Annotated in this window: 4 protein-coding genes; 2 read left to right on the top strand and 2 right to left on the bottom strand. The window is 33.7% G+C overall.

What is annotated here, in order from left to right; translation table 11 throughout:
• The coding region (locus FTV41_RS13910) for a recombinase family protein (protein WP_179996707.1) at window positions 1–397 on the bottom strand (397 nt) is incomplete at its 3' end.
• 188 nt (window positions 398–585) lie between these two features.
• Between FTV41_RS13910 and FTV41_RS13905 the strand changes: the two genes are divergently transcribed.
• Together FTV41_RS13905 and FTV41_RS13900 are read left to right on the top strand one after the other, a co-directional pair.
• A complete protein-coding gene (locus FTV41_RS13905; RefSeq protein WP_179995761.1) occupies window positions 586–1,104 on the top strand; it encodes a hypothetical protein in 519 nt (172 codons plus the stop codon).
• A 169-nt stretch (window positions 1,105–1,273) separates the two neighbouring features.
• On the top strand, window positions 1,274–1,645 hold the full coding sequence (locus tag FTV41_RS13900; protein WP_179995755.1) for a hypothetical protein: 372 nt from the start codon (window positions 1,274–1,276) through the stop codon (window positions 1,643–1,645).
• Between the two features lie 33 nt (window positions 1,646–1,678).
• Here FTV41_RS13900 and repM read toward each other — a convergent pair whose 3' ends face one another.
• On the bottom strand, window positions 1,679–2,620 hold the full coding sequence (repM, locus tag FTV41_RS13895) for a replication initiation protein RepM (RefSeq protein ID WP_179995756.1): 942 nt from the start codon (window positions 2,618–2,620) through the stop codon (window positions 1,679–1,681).
• Between the last annotated feature and the right edge of the window lie 1,045 nt (window positions 2,621–3,665).

Below are 3,665 nucleotides of genomic sequence, written 5' to 3'. Positions count from 1 at the left end.
GAGCCATAGTAGCTAACAAATCAATTAACAGGTTATTAACTAAATTCAGGATAGAGCTTGTAATGGTATCATCTGTATTCAGCAGTACATGAGTAGTTGGCAGATCAGCAACAACTAGCTTCAATCCTTTCTCTTTTATACGTCCTTTCAATACTTCAAACTCATTTTGTTTTAAACGTGATAAGCGGTCTACACTCTCAACAAGCAATGTATCTCCGTTCTCTGCATCTGCTAATAATTTATTTAATACAGGTCTATCTAGCTTTGTACCTGATTCATTCTCTACATATTCAACAGTAACGCCGTTTATGGTACTAGCAAACTCTTTTAAGCTATCTAATGCTCTCTCTGCATCTTGGTCTTTTGTACTAGCTCTTACATATATTCTTACTGTCATTATCATATAACATTATATCTTTAAGTCTTATGATAATACTATCATTTAATTATCAATACAACTCTAATGATAGATATATTCTCATTTAATTTGATTATTATTTCAGTATAGTCTAATGATAGCTTTTATCAGTCTTAAATACTTATAATGCTATATTCAGTTTACTTTTGAATAATTAAGAGATTTTTATGAAAAAAATATTAATCATCGGGTTAGCAAGTCTTTTTGCTATAGGTTGTGCAACAACATCAGGATTAAATCCACAGACAGCAGTAAGTAATTTTGATGGTGTGAAAAGTGTAGCAATTGCTCCGCATGGTGCAGCATGTAAAAGCATGGTGTGCCCAATGGTTGGTGCATCATGGTTAGATAATCATCCTGATAATGTTGGTATTACTATTCAACTATTCAATGAAATAGCAAATATTCACTCAGTATCTTTTAATATTGATGGGGAAATTATTAATATAAAGAATGATCATGCTACTAGTTTTGATCAAGCTGTAGGGGCTAACTATTCACAAGCTACAATGGTTGTAAGTTACAGCATTTTAACTAAAATTCTGCAATCAAAAAGAACATGGATGAAAGTATCAACTAGCAAAGGCGCACATGAAGTAGCCATTGTAGATGGTACTGTAGATAGTAAGGCTTTTAATGCACTTAAAAGATTTGATGCTCAAGTAAAAGAAGCATCTGCTAAATAGTTATAGACTTACTACCTTTTAGTGTAGGCGGTGCAAAATAATTTGCATCGTTCTTCTCTCTCTACGTGAATGAGTGAGCATAATTGCCTTGCTAATTTATTTCTATTCACGTACAGCGTTCAATCTGATAGGCTTATAAGCAATAAACAAGTAAATGTTGGTATTGAATATGGCAATTACAACTAAACCTCGTGGCAACCTATCTAAAGCTGTAGTATTAGAATTAGTAAAGGATGCAGCTCCTGAACAGATAGCAACTCTATTTACAGGTAAAGATAATAAACCTTGTACATTGGTATCACGTACTCGTACAGTAGAGCTATTAGGTTTAACAGGTGCTAAAAAGAAAGCTGTAGAAGAATATACATACCCTGCTAAACGTAAACCTCGTAAAGCTGTAGTTAAACGTGGTACTGATTCAAATACAGTTAGCAAGGATGACTATAAAGACTTGAGCAATGACAAACTAATCAGCTCTATTAAAGAATACAAAGCTAAACTTAAGGCTATGGAAGAACAACTATCTGAACGTCTTAAATAACAGACAATAAAAAAGGGGGCTTATATAGCTCCCTTATTTGTTGCTAGGTACATATCCCACACTTTCTAGGTATGTCATCCATTCCTTAATATAGAAAGCATCTGATAGCATTGTAGCTATTCGTTCTGCATAATCTTCTATACTCTCTCCAACATTAGCCTTGTAATGGTTTTGGAAAGCTATATCTCTACTTAACTTATCACCAAACATAAGGCATTGTTTAATACTTAGTCCTGTAAACATATCTACAGTATTCTTATCTTTACTCTCTTTCTGCTTCTTCTCTTTCTTCTTAATAAACTTAAACAGGATATGAGATACCTTTCTCCCCTCTTTAAACTGTTCATACTTAATCTGTATATCAGCTTTATCATTGATCTCTTTAACTGCCTTATCTAATACATCCCTTTTAAATACAGCATTTAGCTTGTACTCATTATCTTCTAAGCCTAGCTTACTTCTAAGCTCTGCTATTTCAAACTTCTTACTTGTTCCAATATCTCTATACTTAATCAGTAACTCATACAATCTAATACTGTACTTACTTTTAAACTCACTTACTTGCTCTAACAGGTATTGAGTAAAGTTAGCTTCAAGTCTGCTTATCATGCTTATTACATTTCGATTCAGGTACATTACAACCATACCCTTATCATTTACATAAGTTACTTCATTAACCCAACGAGAAACGGTTACAGCATCCGTATCAGCATACCTATCAATATAGCTGAACTGTCTATTAAACAATTGTTTTGTAGCATCTGCTAACTGTGAGTAGGCGTTACTCTCATCAGTCTTGTATTGATCTCTGTAAGCTGTAGCCTTAACTTCAATTGGTGTTTCAGGTGTTAGTTTATCTAGCTCTCTAGCTTCAACTATGGCTAATAACATCAATCTTTGCTCAACCAATGACAGATTGAAACTGGCATCAATCAAACTATTATCTTTAACCACAAGCCTTGAATCCTTACTCATTTCCCCTCTCAACACTTTGGTAGTGAATTTGTTATTTTGTTATATTAGTAATCTTTTATCACTGTTCTAATATAATATCAATATCATCAATACGGTAATTAATATCACATTAAACCACTTATCAACAGGTAAAAAGTATCACACATTACGGTAAAAAGTATCACACATACCCTCTGAAAGCCTTATAGGGCAAGGCATACAGCAAACAGTAAAGCATTTTAAAGCTTTTTTTATTTCAGAAAAGCCCATCTTCCTTTCAAAAATTTTGATTTTAATTTTGATTATCTGCATAGCAAATTGAGTGCATGGATTCAGATATATTTACCTATCCTGCAATGCAGGTTGGACAGGGAATAGAAATTTACACTTGCTCATGGCTTCTCATTTGCGCTCTAAGGTGCTTCTAAAAAGTATAGTGGTACATAGATATAGGTAAGGTGTATTTCGTTCAATCTGAGCGATTCTGTGAGCATCTAGGACTATATTTAAATCCTATCTCTACCAATCTGATAGCTGTGTACGCCGTGACAGGTATTTGATACGTTCCCAAAAATTTGGGAGCGTACAGAGTTATCAGAATCCAACCGACTGCATGAAGTTTGATAAGGTATTGAGAAGAACAGAGGGCGTGGAGAAAACAGAAATTAGAAAAGAGAAAAGAGAATACAAGTTACATCATTTGTTTTTAAATCTATTCAAGCAATAGAGCATTAGTGTGCATACAAATATCTAGTTTTATAAATATTATTAACCATACAAATTTTTGTTTATTTCTGAATACAACTAGATCAGTAGAACAAGCCTTTCATTAAAATTAGTTATGTAATGTCTATCTGCTTCTCAATGGAAAGGAAGCGGAGCTTTAAAAGAAAAACCCCTGCTTAATACGGAGTACCTATCCTCAAACTAAGGACAGGATTTAGGGGTGGGAGCAGATTAGCTTTATCCCCTCCCTCTTTGACAAGGTACTTAAATCAATACCTGGTCTACGCTGACAGATTTTAATATCCTCCATTGCAGGACAATGAATTAACTAAGCAATTAC

The sequence above is a fragment of the Acinetobacter sp. YH16051 genome (genome assembly GCF_013417135.1).
Classification (GTDB): Bacteria; Pseudomonadota; Gammaproteobacteria; order Pseudomonadales; family Moraxellaceae; genus Acinetobacter; species Acinetobacter towneri.
Note: the sequence above shows the minus strand (reverse complement) of the source record. Positions and strands in the feature narration are given on the sequence as shown.

Bases quoted from the DNA above. Each gene is read 5' to 3' on its own strand.
- FTV41_RS13905 (WP_179995761.1), top strand. From the start codon at position 586: ATGAAAAAAATATTAATCATCGGGTTAGCAAGTCTTTTTGCTATAGGT.
- FTV41_RS13900 (WP_179995755.1), top strand. From the start codon at position 1,274: ATGGCAATTACAACTAAACCTCGTGGCAACCTATCTAAAGCTGTAGTA.
- repM (WP_179995756.1), bottom strand. From the start codon at position 2,620: ATGAGTAAGGATTCAAGGCTTGTGGTTAAAGATAATAGTTTGATTGAT.